Annotated in this window: 15 protein-coding genes; 5 read left to right on the top strand and 10 right to left on the bottom strand. The window is 67.6% G+C overall.

Annotation, left to right across the window (positions count from 1 at the left end; translation table 11 throughout):
* Positions 1-30 precede the first annotated feature (30 nt).
* Positions 31-510, bottom strand: a complete 480-nt coding sequence (locus ACFWY9_RS31080) for a DUF309 domain-containing protein (protein WP_378340542.1) — start codon at positions 508-510, stop codon at positions 31-33.
* A gap of 115 nt (positions 511-625) precedes the next feature.
* Between ACFWY9_RS31080 and ACFWY9_RS31075 the strand changes: the two genes are divergently transcribed.
* The gene (locus ACFWY9_RS31075; RefSeq protein WP_378329887.1) at positions 626-2065 is read left to right on the top strand and encodes a GuaB1 family IMP dehydrogenase-related protein; all 1440 of its coding nucleotides are present in this window, start codon (positions 626-628) and stop codon (positions 2063-2065) included.
* 63 nt (positions 2066-2128) lie between these two features.
* On the opposite strand, the gene ACFWY9_RS31070 is transcribed toward ACFWY9_RS31075, so the two are convergent.
* A complete protein-coding gene (locus ACFWY9_RS31070; RefSeq protein ID WP_378329912.1) occupies positions 2129-3415 on the bottom strand; it encodes a PhoH family protein in 1287 nt (428 codons plus the stop codon).
* Positions 3416-4150: 735 nt separating this feature from the next.
* On the opposite strand from ACFWY9_RS31070, the gene ACFWY9_RS31065 reads away from it, so the two are divergent.
* The gene (locus ACFWY9_RS31065) at positions 4151-4399 is read left to right on the top strand and encodes a hypothetical protein (RefSeq protein WP_378329888.1); all 249 of its coding nucleotides are present in this window, start codon (positions 4151-4153) and stop codon (positions 4397-4399) included.
* A gap of 49 nt (positions 4400-4448) precedes the next feature.
* Here ACFWY9_RS31065 and ACFWY9_RS31060 read toward each other — a convergent pair whose 3' ends face one another.
* The gene (locus tag ACFWY9_RS31060) at positions 4449-5225 is read right to left on the bottom strand and encodes an isoprenyl transferase (protein WP_378329889.1); all 777 of its coding nucleotides are present in this window, start codon (positions 5223-5225) and stop codon (positions 4449-4451) included.
* 127 nt (positions 5226-5352) lie between these two features.
* On the opposite strand from ACFWY9_RS31060, the gene ACFWY9_RS31055 reads away from it, so the two are divergent.
* The gene (locus ACFWY9_RS31055; RefSeq protein WP_378340557.1) at positions 5353-5994 is read left to right on the top strand and encodes a hemolysin III family protein; all 642 of its coding nucleotides are present in this window, start codon (positions 5353-5355) and stop codon (positions 5992-5994) included.
* Here ACFWY9_RS31055 and ACFWY9_RS31050 read toward each other — a convergent pair.
* Complete coding sequence (locus tag ACFWY9_RS31050; RefSeq protein WP_378340541.1) at positions 5991-6227, bottom strand: AMED_5909 family protein; 237 nt, start codon at positions 6225-6227, stop codon at positions 5991-5993. The two genes, ACFWY9_RS31055 and ACFWY9_RS31050, sit on opposite strands and share 4 nt — an antisense overlap.
* 182 nt (positions 6228-6409) lie before the next feature.
* Between ACFWY9_RS31050 and ACFWY9_RS31045 the strand changes: the two genes are divergently transcribed.
* On the top strand, positions 6410-7156 hold the full coding sequence (locus ACFWY9_RS31045; RefSeq protein WP_378340540.1) for an XRE family transcriptional regulator: 747 nt from the start codon (positions 6410-6412) through the stop codon (positions 7154-7156).
* Positions 7157-7164: 8 nt separating this feature from the next.
* On the top strand, positions 7165-7635 hold the full coding sequence (locus ACFWY9_RS31040; RefSeq protein ID WP_378340539.1) for an NUDIX domain-containing protein: 471 nt from the start codon (positions 7165-7167) through the stop codon (positions 7633-7635).
* Here the strand turns inward: ACFWY9_RS31040 and ACFWY9_RS31035 are convergent.
* The 6 genes from ACFWY9_RS31035 to ACFWY9_RS31010 form a co-directional block, all read right to left on the bottom strand.
* Positions 7626-8186 carry an HD domain-containing protein gene (locus ACFWY9_RS31035; protein WP_378340538.1) on the bottom strand — a complete coding sequence of 187 codons (561 nt, stop codon included), beginning with the start codon at positions 8184-8186 and terminating at the stop codon, positions 7626-7628. The two genes, ACFWY9_RS31040 and ACFWY9_RS31035, sit on opposite strands and share 10 nt — an antisense overlap.
* Positions 8187-8709: 523 nt before the next feature.
* Positions 8710-10605 (bottom strand): acyl-CoA dehydrogenase, encoded by a 1896-nt coding sequence (locus ACFWY9_RS31030; protein WP_378340537.1) that lies wholly within the window; start codon positions 10603-10605, stop codon positions 8710-8712.
* A 76-nt stretch (positions 10606-10681) separates the two neighbouring features.
* On the bottom strand, positions 10682-11659 hold the full coding sequence (locus ACFWY9_RS31025; protein WP_378329892.1) for an alpha/beta hydrolase family protein: 978 nt from the start codon (positions 11657-11659) through the stop codon (positions 10682-10684).
* Between the two features lie 142 nt (positions 11660-11801).
* Complete coding sequence (locus ACFWY9_RS31020) at positions 11802-12359, bottom strand: hypothetical protein (protein WP_378329893.1); 558 nt, start codon at positions 12357-12359, stop codon at positions 11802-11804.
* Between the two features lie 121 nt (positions 12360-12480).
* Positions 12481-14478 (bottom strand): thioredoxin domain-containing protein, encoded by a 1998-nt coding sequence (locus ACFWY9_RS31015; RefSeq protein WP_378340536.1) that lies wholly within the window; start codon positions 14476-14478, stop codon positions 12481-12483.
* 24 nt (positions 14479-14502) lie between these two features.
* Positions 14503-14808 (bottom strand): carboxymuconolactone decarboxylase family protein (locus ACFWY9_RS31010; RefSeq protein ID WP_378340535.1); only part of this gene is annotated, 306 nt, incomplete at its 5' end.

Here is a 14808-nt window from a genome sequence, read left to right as displayed (position 1 = left end):
CTATCGCTGCGGGGTAGCGAGGGACCTTTGCTATCGCTGTGCCCCGGGACGTAGGCGCGGCGCGACCGGCTCCACCCGAACCCGGTCCTTCGCCTCCGCGGCGAGCGAGCGCGCCCACTCCTGCAGCCCCGCGACGTCGATCCCGTGCGGCGGCTCGGCACGGAACGGTTCGATATTGGCCGCGCCCCGCTCGAGCAGCGCCGCCGCGCCGACGCAGTTGCCGCGCGCGGCGTGGGTCAGGCCGACGGCGAGTTGCGCGAGACCTCGCCAGAGCTCCCGGGTCGGTCCGTCCGTGGCCTTCCAGGCGTCTTCGAACACCTCGTGCGCGTGGAACGGCTTTCCTTCGTCGAGCAGGCGCTGCGCCTCGATCACGGTCTCGGCTGGGGTCCGGGCGATCCCCTCGGGCTGACGCTCGACCCCTTCGGCGCCGTAGGGCAACGGCCTGCCGAGGCCGTCGCGCGGGCGGGCGTTGCGGGCGCGGCCCGCCTCGTCGCGATCCCGGTTGCTCATGCGATCGACTCGCTCCGCGAGGCTGCGTCCAATCCCTCAAGGCGCATGATGCCCATGATTCGCTCGCAAGCGTCGCTCATGCACTCAGTGTGGCATGCAGGTATCCTGGCGACTCGTGCGCTTTCTCACTGGGCATCAGCCCGCTCACGACCTGACCTACGACGACGTGTTCCTGCTGCCGAACCGGTCCGCCGTGGAGTCCCGGTTCGACGTCGATCTGTCCACTGTGGACGGCACGGGCGCGACGATCCCCATCGTGGTAGCCAATATGACCGCCGTCGCCGGGCGCCGCATGGCCGAAACCGTCGCCCGCCGTGGTGGCCTCGTCGTGCTGCCGCAGGACGTCGACAGCGCCGCCGTCACCGACATCGTCGCCTGGGTGAAGAGCAGGCACCCGGTGTGGGACACCCCGCTCGTGCTGACCGGCGGTGACGCCGTCGCGGACGCCCTCAACCTGGTCCACAAACGTGCCCACGGCGCCGTGGTCGTCGTGGACGACGACGGCCGCCCTGTCGGCGTCGTCGACGAGGCGTCCTGTGCCGGTGTCGACCGCTTCGCGCGTCTCGCCGACGTCGCGGAGCCCGCGCTCGTCAGCGTCCCGCTGAACACGTCCCCGCGCGAGGTCTTCGAGCGGCTGCACGACCACGGCGGCCGCCTCGCGCTCGGTCTCGACTCCGACGGCAAGCTCGCCGGGGTGCTCACCGAGGTCGGCGCGCTGCGCTCCGAGATCTACACCCCCGCGGTCGACGACTCGGGCAGCCTGCGCGTCGCCGCGGCGATCGGCGTCAACGGCGACGTCGCGGCGAAGGCCGAGGCGGTCCTCGCGGCCGGTGTCGACGTGCTCGTGGTGGACACGGCACATGGCCACCAGGAGAAGATGATCGCCGCGCTCAAGGCCGTCCGCTCGGTGTCGCCGCGGGTCCCCGTCGTGGCTGGGAACGTCGTCACCGCCGACGGCACCCGAGACCTCATCGAGGCGGGCGCGGATGTCGTGAAGGTCGGCGTCGGCCCCGGCGCGATGTGTACGACGCGGATGATGACCGGCGTGGGCCGCCCGCAGTTCTCCGCCGTCGCCGACTGTGCGGCCGCCGCGCGCGAGCTGGGCAAGCACGTCTGGGCCGACGGCGGTGTCCGCCACCCCCGCGACGTCGCGCTGGCGCTCGCCGCCGGCGCGTCGATGGCGATGGTCGGTTCGTGGTTCGCCGGTACCTACGAATCCCCCGGCGACCTGCGGTTCGACGAGCAGGGCAAGCCGTACAAGGAGTCGTTCGGCATGGCGTCGAAGCGCGCGGTGGGCGCGCGGACGCGCACCGACAACGTCTTCGACCGCGCCCGCAAAGCCCTGTTCGAGGAAGGAATCTCGTCCTCGCGCATGGCGCTGGACCCGGCCCGCCCCGGCGTCGAGGACCTGCTCGACTCGATCGGTTCCGGCGTCCGGTCCGCGTGCACCTACGCGGGCGCGCGGACACTCGAAGAGTTCCACGAGCGCGCGTTGCTCGGCGTCCAGTCGGCCGCCGGGTTCGCCGAGGGCCGCCCGCTGCCCACAGGCTGGTGACGTGCCGTGAAGGCCTCCTTACCGGCACTGGGCGCCGGTAAGGAGGCCTTCACGGACAGTCGATCAGCCGTGGTCCTCCAGCATCTCGGTGACCAGCGCCGCGATCGGCGAGCGCTCCGAGCGCGTCAGCGTGACGTGCGCGAACAGCGGGTGCCCCTTGAGCTTCTCGATCACGGCCGAAACGCCGTCATGCCGCCCGACCCGCAGGTTGTCCCGCTGTGCGACGTCGTGGGTGAGCACCACGCGTGACGCCGTGCCGAGCCGCGAAAGCACCGTCAGCAGCACATTGCGTTCGAGGGACTGGGCCTCGTCCACGATGACGAACGCGTCGTGCAGCGACCGGCCGCGGATGTGCGTCAACGGCAGTACTTCGAGCATGCCGCGGTCGAACACCTCGTCCAGCACGTCCTGGCTGACCAGCGCGCCGAGCGTGTCGAACACCGCCTGCGCCCACGGCTGCATCTTCTCGCTCTCGGAGCCCGGCAGATAGCCGAGTTCCTGGCCGCCGACGGCGTAGACCGGCCGGAACACCACGACCTTGCGGTGCTGGCGGCGCTCCATCACCGCCTCCAGCCCGGCACACAGCGCCAGCGCCGACTTCCCGGTGCCCGCGCGCCCACCCAGCGACACGATGCCGACGTCGGAGTCCAGCAGCAGGTCCAGCGCGATCCGCTGCTCCGCGGAACGACCGTGCAGCCCGAACGCCTCGCGGTCACCGCGCACCAGCCGGATCCGTTTGTCCGCGGTCACCCGCCCCAGCGCGCTGGAGTTGCCGCCCAGCAGCCGCAGCCCGGTGTGGCACGGCAGCTCGCCCACGTCGTCGATCCCGAACTCCACCGGATCCGCGGAGTTCGCGCTGAACAGCGTGTCGATCAGCTCCTGCGGGACGTCCACGTCCGCCATGCCCGTCCAGCCCGACGGCGTCACCTCCTGCGCCCGGTACTCGTCGGCGTCGAGGCCGACGGCGCCCGCCTTGACCCGCAGCGGGATGTCCTTGGTCACCAGCGTGACCGAGTCCCGTTCGACCGCGAGGTTCAGCGCGCAGGCCAGGATCCGGTGGTCGTTGGAGTCGGTACGGAAACCGACCGGCAGCACCGTCGGGTCCGAGTGGTTCAGCTCCACCTGCAGTGTCCCGTCGTGCTCGCCGATCGGGATCGGCGCGTCGAGCCTGCCGTACTGGCGGCGCAGGTCGTCGAGCAGACGCAGGGATTCACGAGCGAACCAGCCGAGCTCGGGGTGGTGCCGCTTCGCCTCCAGTTCACTGATGACGACCAGCGGAAGCACGACGGCGTGTTCGGCGAAACGGGTCACCGCCCACGGGTCGGAGAGCAGGACCGACGTGTCGAGCACGAAGGTGGACCGCTGGATTTCGGGCGAGATCGAGGCTTTCTCCGGGCCAGATTCGGCACCGGTCGAAGAACGGCCAGAGGCCTTGCGGGGCAAACGCTGCGCAGTCACGACGGCATCTCCCTCGAGGGCGTGTGCACCCCACGCCCGCACTCGCTGGGCCGGGCACCTCCCTGGCTGAAACCGCTTCCTCCGACGCTGGATGCGTCAGCGGACACGGCCACGAGGGCCGGGTGCCGGCCCCCTCGTGCATCTCGTGGGCGGCTGCGCCGCCCCTTCGATCACCGCCACGACCAGGGCCTCCCGCGAGGACCCGCACGGTACGCGCGCCCTCACCTCCGGAAGGTACCTACGTCCGGAGGATCGTGCAGGCAGCCACACAGGTGATTCGCCAATTCGTCATCTCACCGTCAGTCGTCCGACATCGACCACCCGTAACCGTGACTCTGCGTGATCGACAGCGCGAAATCATCTTCCCTCGACAGAATTGTCTCGGCGAATTCACTGACTCAACGTGTTTATTCGATCGGCTGACAGCTTTTACCACGAAAGATTTTCAGGCGCATTTTGCGACCGGGAAAGAGAACCGGACCGAGTGAAACCGCCTGGTCAAGGCTCACACGATAGGTGCACCGGGCAAACGTATCCAGTGATAAGCGAGTAATTTTCCAACTACGGGGTCACCCCCTTGGAGTCCCCAGTTCCCCCAATCCCGAAAGTTCTATCGAGGAGCAATAAGTGCTGAAGAAAGCTGGATTCGTCGCTGCCACCGCCGCCGGTCTGATGATGCTGGGCGGCACCGCGTTCGCCTCCACGGGCGGCGCCGAGCCGACCGGCGCCCCGGACCCGACGTTCGGTGACGCGTACACCACGTTCATCCACGGCGGCGGCGCCCTCGGCTACGGCGCGGCCTCTTTGGTGGCGGGTGCCTACACCGGCATCGCCACCACCCCTGCCCTGGTCGCGCACTCGTTCGCGAACCACTGAGCCAAGCAGGTCGAGGGGCCCCGGAGTTCGCTCCGGGGCCCCTCGCGCGTCAGGCGCCGAACCTACGGTGACGCCAGGCGTAGTCACGCATCGCGCGCAGGAAGTCGACCCGGCGGAAGGCGGGCCAGTAGGCCTCGGTGAACCAGAACTCCGAATGTGCCGACTGCCAGAGCAGGAACCCGGAAAGCCGCTGCTCCCCGGAGGTACGGATGATGAGGTCCGGATCGGGCTGACCCGACGTGTACATGTGCTCGGAGATGTGATCGACGTCGAGGATCTTCGCCAGCTCGCGGATCGACGTGCCCTCGTCGGCGTGCTGGAGCAGCAGCTTCTTGACCGCGTCCGCGATCTCCTGGCGGCCGCCGTAGCCGACGGCGATGTTGACCTCCATGCCCGGCCGGTTCTCCGTGCGCGCCGCCGCCGCGGTGAGCCGCTCGGCGACCTCGGCAGGCAGCAGGTCGAGCGCGCCCACGATCCGCAGCCGCCACGGCGTGTCCGGCCCGGCCAGCTCGTCGGTGACGTCGGTGATGATCTTGAGCAGCGGCGTCAGCTCGTCGGGATCCCGGTTGAGGTTGTCGGTCGAGAGCAGCCACATCGTGACCACCTCGACGTTGGCTTCCTGACACCAGCTCAGGAAATCCGCGATCTTCTTCGCGCCCGCGCGATGCCCGTCCGCGACGTCGGTGAAGCCCGCTTCCCTGGCCCAGCGGCGATTGCCGTCGAGCATGATGGCGATGTGGCGCGGATGGCGGCCTGCGGCCTGCTGGATCAGGCGCCGCCCGTACGCGCTGTAGACGATTGTGGACAAGAAGGACCGGAGACTCACGTCACGGGAGCGTACGCACCCTCGGAGAGACGTGTGACTCGCCACGGGTACTGGCGAAAAACCTACGGTTACGTAGCCTTGGCATGTGACCCTCGCGACTGAACCCCAGCCGTCCAGCCCGCTGCCCGTGGACTCCCGCCCGCGGCTGCGAGGGCATATCCACTTCTGGTCCTTCTTCGGCGCCGTCGCCGCCGCCGCGACCCTGATCAGCCTGGCCGCGTCCACGGTGTCTCCGGTCGCCGCGCTGGCTACGAGCGTCTACGGCCTGACGGTGCTCGGCGTCTTCGGCGTCAGCGCGCTCTATCACCGTCGTGTGTGGAGCCCGACCGCGTACAAGTGGATGAAACGGGCGGATCACTCGATGATCTTCCTGTTCATCGCGGGCACCTACACCCCGTTCACCCTGCTCGCGATGCCGAAGCCGACCGGCTACGTCATCCTGGGCATCGTCTGGGGCGGCGCCATCCTCGGCGTCACGCTCAAGATGCTCTGGCCGACCGCCCCGCGCTGGCTCGGTGTGCCGATCTACATCGCGCTCGGCTACGTCGCGGTCTTCGTCATGCCCGAACTCGCCACCCACGCCGGCGTCGCCGCGCTCGTGCTGCTGTGTGTCGGCGGCCTGTTCTACACCCTCGGCGCGGTCTTCTACGCGACGAAGTGGCCGAACCACTGGCCGGACACCTTCGGCTACCACGAGTACTTCCACGCCTGCACGGTGCTGGCGGCGGTGTCGCACTACATCGCCATCTGGCTCGCGATGTACGCCTAACGCTGGCTCTGGAGCCACGCCGAGACCTCGCCGGCCTTCCGCCGCTCGTAGTCCGCCCAGTACAGAGCCTCGTGATGATGTCCTCGATCCACGTCGGCCACCATCTTGTATATGCGCTCATTGCCCTGGTGGAACGCCAACCACGACGAAAGCTTCGCGTCTGACGCTGGACGTCGCCGCTGCACGACCTCGTGTGCCGCGATCAAGGTCTGGGGCTCAGTTTCGGTGGTCATCGCACACCTGCCGCCGAGTCAAACCGAACCCGTTCCAGCTGGCTGTCATCCGCGTTCCTCCTCAAACCATCTAGCCAGTGGGCAGGTTTCCCGATTCACCCGGACGCGAGAACCACACAGCGGGACTTCTGTGGACATCTCGCGCTACGGTGAAACGTCCCAACAAGTCCCCGGGGTGTTCCATGCCGAACGAACGGCTGCGAGACGCGTTGCTACGCAAGGGGTTCAACCTTGACGAAGTAGCAGCGGCAACGGCTGTCGACCGTAAGACCGTCGAGCGGTGGATCACCCAAAGCCGAGTTCCCTACTCACGCCACCGACACACAGTGGCAGCGCTGGTCCAGGAATCGGAGAACTATCTCTGGCCCGACGCGGTAGCCCCGGAACGCAAAGCCGCGATCGGCGCCTCCGAGGTGATCGAAATCTACCCGCACCGGCACTCGGCACCGTACGACCTGTGGAGCCGACTCATCGACCAAGCCCAGGAACGGGTCGAGATCCTGGTCTATTCGGCGATGTTCCTCACGGACGACCCGACTCTCGTCAGACGGCTTCGTCAGAAATCCCGCAAGGGCACCAAAGTCCGGCTGGTCGTCGGCGACCCCACCAGCCGCGAGGTCGCCCACCGGAGCATCGAGGAAGGTATCGGCAAGACCACCCTCGCCGCCAAGGTCCGCAACGCCCTCGCCTTCTATCGGCCGCTCGACGGCGAATCCGGCATCGAGATCCGCTGTCACGCGACGACGTTGTACAACTCCCTCTACCGATTCGATGACGACATGCTGGTCAACACCCACGTGTACGGCTTCGCGGCCGCTCACGCACCGCTCATCCACCTGCGTCGTTTGACCGGCGGAGACCTCTTCGAGATGTACGCGGACAGTTTCGAGAACGTGTGGAGCGGCGCCAAACCACCGAAGTGGCCCTAAGGAGACCGATGGCACGCGTCGACTACTACCAGGACCCGAACGCTCCTCAAGCGAACAGCATCGTGGTCGCCGTGACCGCGTTCATTCTGGACGAGACGGGCCGCCTGCTGCTGATCCGCCGAAGCGACAACGATCTCTACGCCATCCCAGGCGGTGCTCAGGAGATCGGGGAAACGATCTCGGAAACCGTAGTCCGCGAGGTCGAAGAGGAAACAGGGATCCGCGTCGAGGTGACTGGCCTGATCGGCATCTACACCAACCCAGAGCACATCATCGCGTTCACCGACGGCGAAATCCGTCAGGAGTTCTCCATCTGTTTCCGCGCCCGCCCTGTCGGGGGCGAGCTACGCACCAGCGACGAGAGCAAAGAAGTCCTGTGGGTCGAACCTGACCGGCTGGACAGCCTCAACATCCACCCGGCTAACCGGCTCCGCATTCAGCACGGCTTCGAGGAACGTACCGAGCCCTACTACGCGTAGTCGACCCCCGCGTCCCGTAAGCGGTGCTCAGTCCGCTCTACCGCGCCAACCAACTCGGGCGCTGCCAGCTGGATGGCCCGAGTGACCAGATCATCCGGCCCGTAGCGGGCTTCGATCTCAGCTATTCGCTGCTCGACGGTAGTTAGCGCTCCGTGAGGAGTCGTCGTCATGTCCGCCCACCATAGCGCGTCACGAAGAGGCGAGGATTCGTCCGGAAACTCAGCCACTTCCCGAGTCAGGCCGCGGAGCCCCGCTTCCTTGACCGAGCATGAGTGACGCGCAACCAAATTGACCAGACGATCCATAATCCCGGCGCCTTTCAAATACCGAGCACCGTCAAGCGGATGAAATCTCGTTTTAGCAAGCCTTGACGAGTAGCCAATATCATGCAGCAGTGCGGCGCCAACCAGCACTTCCGATTCACTCTGATCAAATAGGTGCGACGCCACCAGGGCCCGTCGGCCTACCCCTCGGACATGCGCCCAGCGCAAAGGAAGCGACTCCGCAAGCTGCAACCTCGCTTCTCTCCTTGCCCATATCACCAAGTCCATGAATGTAGACGATAGCGGCACCCTCAGCAGACGATGACAACCGCTCCTCTAATAACCCAACGATGCCAACCTTCACGCACTTCATCCAAGACTCGACGACGTAAATCCGGACCTGAAAAACTCCGCAAGCACGCACAGTGCGGCGACTCTTTGAGTGGCACACCAAGGCCCGGCTGGCAGCGAATCTCGAAAGGCACCTCTCGCTCTACATCAACGCAGAGTTTTACTTCCTGACCATGACTCCTGCACTGAATTATCACGTTGACATGATCCGGCAACCCCACCCGGACCACCTCCCACTCCGACCTTTTCATTGATCAGGCTTTCGCCTTGCCTCACACCGTCGCCACCAGGACTAAAAATGTTAGAATTTAGCGCAAATAGTTTCCATCATGAATCCCGATCGAAATACTGGCCACCAATCACTTTCCGGCCGACCGGTGAACCAATTTCACACCAGGTCAGCAGTATGAAACTAAGTCGGCAGCCTGATTCGCGAACCCGCAGCCCAAGAGCGAAGGGGTCAAGATCGCAGCATAGGTGCGGCCAGGAATTGTTCGGGGACGGCGAAAGCGTCCACGAGTGTCCGCGCGTGGGGGCGCAGAGCGGCGCACAGGGAGTTGACGGCGGCGGTCAGGGACTTGGAGCGGGCGGCGGTCAGGCGACCGTGTTCGAGGAACCAGGCGCGGTCGGCTTCGAGAGTGGAGAGGGCGTAGAGGTCGCAGACCCGCTCAAGCAGAGAACGGGCGTCCGGGTCCGCGCAGCGGGAAAGAGCCGAGACGAAAGCTTGCAGGACCAAGTTGTCGACGTGGACGCGGCCAGCACGCAAAACATGATCCTGCGCGGAATTGAACACAGAGAAGGCATCGTCGGAAGAAGCGCGGCGTAGACGTTGGGCGACGCCACTCAGGACGTGTTCTTCGCGGTCTTCGAACATGCGGAGTTGCCAGTCGCGGTCGAACAGGACCTCGGAGTCGGCGGATTCGGTGAGGCGTTCGAGGAACTTCAAGGCGGCCGTGCGTTCCAGAACCGCGTCCACCACCTGTTCGGCGACGAAGCGGGCGGTGGCCAGCGGGCTCAGGTCGGAGAAGAATTCCTTGTAGCTCGTCAGCAGGCCCTTCGCGACGAGTTGCAGTAGCACCGTGTTGTCGCCTTCGAAGGTGGTGAAGACGTCGGTGTCGGCTTTCAGGGCGGGCAGCAGGTTTTCGGCGAGGTAGCCGGCGCCGCCGCAGGCTTCGCGCGCGGCTTGGATGGTGGACGTCGCGTGCCAGGTGGCGACGGCTTTCAGGCCCGCGGCGCGGGATTCGAGTTCGCGTTGTTCCTCGTCGGGGGCGTCGGCGGGGATGTCGTGCAGCTTCGAGACCAGTTCTTCCTGGGCGAAGTGCAGGGCATACGTCGACGCCAGGGCAGGGAGCAGTTTCCGCTGGTGGCCGAGGTAGTCCAGGATCGCGACCTCTTCGCCGTCCGGTTTGGCGAACTGGCGCCGCGTTTCGCCGTAGCGCACGGCCAGGGTCAGCGCGCGTTTCGTCGCGTTGCCCGCACTGCCCGCGACGCTGACACGCCCGCGGATCAACGTGCCGAGCATGGTGAAGAAACGTCGTCCGTCGCTCTCGATCGGACTCGAGTACGTCCCATCCGGGGCGACGTCGCCGAAGCGGTTCAACAGGGCCTCGCGCGGGACACGGACGTGGTCGAAGCGCAACCGTCCATTGTCGACACCGTTCAGGCCCGCCTTGACCCCACAGTCCTCAATGGACACACCGGACGCGGGGCCGCCGTCGACGCGGATCGGGACCAGGAAGGCGTGGACGCCACGGGATTCGCCGCCGGTCACCAGCTGGGCGAACACAACGGCCAGTTCGCCGTCGCGGGCGGCGTTGCCGATGTACTCCTTGGCCGCGTCGGCATCCGGGCTGTGCACGACGAATTCGCCAGTAGACGGATCGTAAGCAGCCGTCGTCCGCAGATGCTGGACGTCCGAGCCGTGCCCGTGTTCCGTCATCGCGAAACAGCCGAGCAGGTCGAGATCCTTGATCCGCTGGAGGTACCGCGAGTGGTGCCGCGACGTCCCCAGCAGTTGCACGGCACCGCCGAACAGGCCCCATTGGACCCCGGCCTTCACCATCAGCGACAGGTCCCCGAAGCCGAGCATCTCGAAGGACGTCACCGAACCGCCGACGTCTCCCCCACCACCGTACGCGGGATCGAAACCCAGGCCGGGCAGGTCCGTGGTGGCGAGCTTCCGGAGCTGGTCCAGCACCTGCGCGCGGTGTGCCTCGACGTCCAAACCCACTGTCTCGCGGAAGGACGCGGCCGTCATCTGCGCGCGGACGTCCCGCCGCAGCGCGGCCCATCGGCCGTCGAGCACGGCGGTCAGCGCGTCCGGATCCACTTTGGCGGGTACTGCTGGGACGTCCACGATTCCTCCGGGTGCGGCAGGCTGGTTTCCCTTACCCGCCAGCCTGCCGCACCACTGCGGATCTCGCAGGTCAGAGTCAGACCTGCAGGCGGCTCGTGAAAAACGAGACGATCTCACGGACGGCGCCGCCGCGCTGTTGTGCCGGTGTCAGCTTGCCGACGCAGCTCGCGGGCGCGTCGTCCTCCCCGCCGATCTTGCCGGGCGACCATTCGGTGTTGAAGAAGTTGTGGTTCGCCCCGGTGAGCGTCACCGCGCTGGCATCGGAGTTCTTTCCCTCGACGTCCTTGACGTATTGCAGGCCCACGACGCCGACAGCGCCGTCGCAGCTGGCGACAATGACCTTGAACGGCACCCGGGTGACCAGCACGTCACTGTTGTTCTCCTCGGGGTAGTTGAAGTAGACCGGCGCGAGCGGGACGACCGCGCGGATCCGGACGCCGGCGGGCCACTCGGGCGTGTGCTTGTCGGAGGCCTGCCACATCACGCCCTTGCCGCCGCGGGAATGTCCCATCGTGCCGACGCGGGTGAGGTCGACGTGCCCGCGGAACCGTCCGAGGGCACCCGCCAGCGGCCCCTCGCCGCGCGCCAGGTCCCGCCACAGCTCCAGGTGCTTGTTGACCAGATGCGCCCGGGAAAAGTAGCCCTCCTCGCCGAGGAGATGCGCGTTGATGGCGTTGGCGCTGATCGAGACGACGATGAAACCCCGCTCGGCCAGCTTCTCGCCGAGATAGTCGTAGCCACGGAAGCTCGGCAGCGGTCGCTGCCCCGCTGGGCACGGCCAGTCGCCCTGCGGTGTCTTCGCGACGGGGTCCACACAGCTCCACCAGCTGCCGTGCTCCTGCACGATCAGCGGATGCGGACGTCGGCCGAGGTCGCGCGGGTAGTGCACGACGGCGGCCAGCTCCATCGGCACGGACACGGTGGGATCGCGGAACGCCTGATCGCCGAGGTTGTACTCGACGACGCCGACGCCCTGCGTGGCTGCCGCCTGCGGCGCCGTGACGGTCACCAAGGCCAGAATCAATGCGGCGACCGCCGCGCGAAAGAACTTCATGGCGGACAGGGTGCCGAAGAAGTGTCAAGGACTCATGAGCGCCGCCGCCGCGCCTGCACCCGCACAGTCGGCTCGCGTACCTGAGCGGTCGGCTGACGTACCCAGAGGGTCGGCCCGTGAGCCGACCCTCTGGGTACGCGAGTCAGCCCAGGTCCGGGCCTTTGGCGCGCAGATCGTCCACTTTGGTCATGGCCTCGCGTAGTTCGGCCAGCCAGGTGTCGGCGTGCTGGCCGACGAGGCGGACCGCCCACGCCAGCGCTTCCGACCGCGAGCGCGCGACGCCGGCGTCGACGAGCGTGTCGAGGACCTGACGTTCCGGTTGCCGCAGGCGGGTCATCACCGGCGCGGACAACGTCGTGAACAGGACCTTCGTGCCGCCGATCCGGGCGCCCCAGGCGACCTTGCGCTGATAGCGGTGTTCGGCCTGCCGCGCGATTTCGATGCGCTCGTCCCGCGTTTCCTCGCGGAACCGGCTGATCCGGCCCTCTTCCGCGGCCGCGCGGGCCGCGTCGTCGGCATACTCACCGGTCAGTGACGGCAGCTCACCGACGACGACGATCTCGTCCCGGTCGACGGTGACCTCCGCGTCCCCGGTGAACCAGCCGTCCGGCAACCGCCCGCCGAACCACGCGGCCGCGTCGTCCGCCGAGGGCACCTCGGTCTGCTGCCAGCCACCGCGGCCCTTCCATCCTCGTCCCATGTGTCCCACCACCCCGAAGCACGTGTTCATGGTCGCCTCCAGCGACGATTACATAATTACATCACTACTGACGATACGCCGAATACAACCGTTGACCAGGGTGTTCGCTGTCAGCGCACGCTCAGAGCTGGGCGGCAACGGCCTCGGCGGTGGTCACCGGCCGGTCGCAGACGTAGCCCCGGCAGACGTAGGCCGCCGCGACGCCGTCGACCAGCGGGCGGTCGGCCAGCAGCGGGACGCCGGGAGCGTCCGGGGCGCCGCCGAGCACGATGCCGCCGCCGTGGATCGCCCGCGCGGCCGCGGTGACCAGCTCATCACGCGCCGAACCCACCACGGCGACCTGCACCGGGCCCGATTGCGCCGCCTCGGCGACGGAAAGCCAATGCCCGGCGAACCGCGGCACGCGCGCGGCCAGCAGGCCGACCCGGCGCAGGGCCTGCTCGGCGGCCTCGCGATACCGGGCCGAGGACTCGACGCCGGTGAGCGCCGACGCCGTCAGCAACGCGCCCGCGAGCGCCGAAGCGCCGGACGGGGTGGCGTTGTCCCCGGGGTCGGAAGGACGCTGTACCAACGTTTCCGCGTCGTCGGCGGTGTCGTAGTAGGCACCGGGGGCGTCCTCGACGGCGAAGTGCGTCAAAGCGAGGTCGAGCAACCGAGTGGCCTCGGTCAGCCAACGCGGTTCACCGGTCGCTTGGTGCAGCGCGAGCAGGCCGTCCGCGACGCACGCGTAGTCCTCCAGCACACCGGCTGCCTCGCCGACGACGCCATCGCGCGAACTCCGGCGCAGCCTGCCGTCGACGACGTGGACGTCCAGCAGCAATTCGGCGGCGCCACGAGCCAGGTCTATCCATTGTGGACGGCCCAGCGCGACACCGGCCTCGGCCAGCGCGGCGACGGCCAGGCCGTTCCACGCGGCGATCACCTTGCCGTCCCGGCCCGGCTGCGGCCGGATTTCCCGCGCGTCCAGCAAGGCCAGCCGCACCCGTTCGAAGCGGTCCGCGTCTTCCGGGTCCTGCAGCAGTCGCAGCGTGGAAGCACCTTCCTCGAACGTGCCGGATTCGGTGACACCGAACAACTCCGCGGCCCACGAGCCCTCATCGTCACCCAGCACCGAACGCAACTGCGAGGGTGTCCAGACATAAGTCAGGCCCTCGACACCCTCGGTGTCGGCGTCGAGGGACGCGGCGAATCCGCCTTGCTCGGTGAGAAGGTAGCCCTCCAGGAAGGACGCCGTTCCCTCGGCGACACGCCAAGCCGTCGCGGAGCCGGTCCGCCGCGCCAGATGGGCGTAGAAACGCAGAAGCAAGGCGTTGTCGTACAACATCTTCTCGAAATGCGGCACCACCCACGCGGCGTCGACCGAGTACCGTGCGAAGCCACCGGCGAGCTGGTCGCACATGCCGCCACGTGCCATCGCCTCGGCCGCGGAGTCCACAAGCGACAGTGCGATGTCCGAGCCCGTTCGCTCATGGTGCCGGAGCAGGAACTCCAGCACCATGGACGGCGGGAACTTCGGCGCCCCACCGAAGCCGCCGTTCACCGGATCGGCTTCCTCCCGCAACTTCTCGACGGCGGCGGCCAGCACCGGAGAGTCCACTTCGGACTCATTTAGCGGGCCGCTCCGCTCGGCCAGCGCCCCCACGATCTGCTGCGCCCCGGAACGCAGCTCGTCGGGCCGGTCCTGCCACGCCTCGGCGACCGCGACCAGGAGCTGACTGAACGACGGCATCCCGTGCCGCGGCGTCGGCGGATAGTAGGTGCCGCAGTGGAACGGTTTTCCTTCCGGGGTCAGGAAACACGTCATCGGCCAGCCGCCCTGGCCGGTCATCGCCTGTGTCGCCGCCATGTACACGGCGTCGATGTCGGGACGCTCTTCGCGGTCCACCTTGATGTTGACGAAGTGCGCGTTCATCAACGTCGCGGTCTTCTCGTCTTCGAAGGATTCGTGGGCCATGACGTGACACCAGTGGCAGGCCGCGTACCCCACCGACAGCAGGATCGGCACGTTCCGGCGCCGCGCCTCCGCCAGCGCCTCCTCGCTCCACGGCCACCACTCCACCGGATTCTCGGCGTGCTGAAGGAGGTACGGGCTGGTCGCGGTCGCGAGTCGGTTCGCCATGCCCTCAGGGTCGCACGCCCACGCTCAGGACGCGCCACCGGCGAGCTGCCGCGTCGTCACGTTGATCCGGTTCCACGCGTTGATCGCCGCGATCGCGACCACCAGCGCCGCGAGGGATTCCTCGTCGAAGTGGTCGGCGGCGTCGTCCCAGACGTCGTCGGGCACCGGGTCCGACCGGTCGGCCAGGCGTGTCGCGGCCTCGGTCAGCGCGAGCGCCGCGCGCTCCTCGTCGGTGTAGTACGGCGCCTCGCGCCACGCGGCGACCGACCACAGCCGTTCGTCGGTCTCCCCGGCCTTCTTCGCGTCGCGGGCGTGCATGTCGACACAGAA

Origin of the sequence: Amycolatopsis sp. NPDC059027, assembly GCF_042739735.1 — a bacterium.
Lineage (GTDB): Bacteria > Actinomycetota > Actinomycetes > Mycobacteriales > Pseudonocardiaceae > Amycolatopsis.
The sequence above is the reverse complement of the archived record's forward strand: the minus strand, read 5'-3'. Positions and strand labels throughout refer to the sequence as shown.